The organism is Winogradskyella ouciana (assembly GCF_009709615.1).
GTDB lineage: Bacteria > Bacteroidota > Bacteroidia > Flavobacteriales > Flavobacteriaceae > Winogradskyella > Winogradskyella ouciana.
The window spans coordinates 1-255 of the sequence record NZ_WJYA01000203.1; the positions used below are offsets into that span (position 1 = coordinate 1).

General features: G+C 58.4%; 1 pseudogene. It reads right to left on the reverse strand.

Annotated elements, in window-relative coordinates:
* Positions 1-255 (reverse strand): annotated as a pseudogene (locus F1003_RS18985) (transcriptional regulator); the annotation flags it as partial.

The following is a 255-nucleotide window of genomic DNA, read 5'->3' on the forward strand; positions in this document are numbered from 1 at the left end:
GTTTTCTGCGGCAACAGAGCCAACGAGCGCAAACGACTTGTGCCGCATCTCCCCGCCGATCAAAATGACGTGATGTTTTCCCTGGCTGTTCAGCTCCATCGCGATATTGACCGCGTTGGTGACTACCGTCAGATCGTTCATCCCGCGCAGCAGCTTGGCCAGCTCCATCGTCGTCGTTCCGGCGCCGATCATGATCGTATCGCCAGGCTGGATGTGGGATAGCGCCTGGTGGGCAATCGCCAGCTTCTCTTCGCT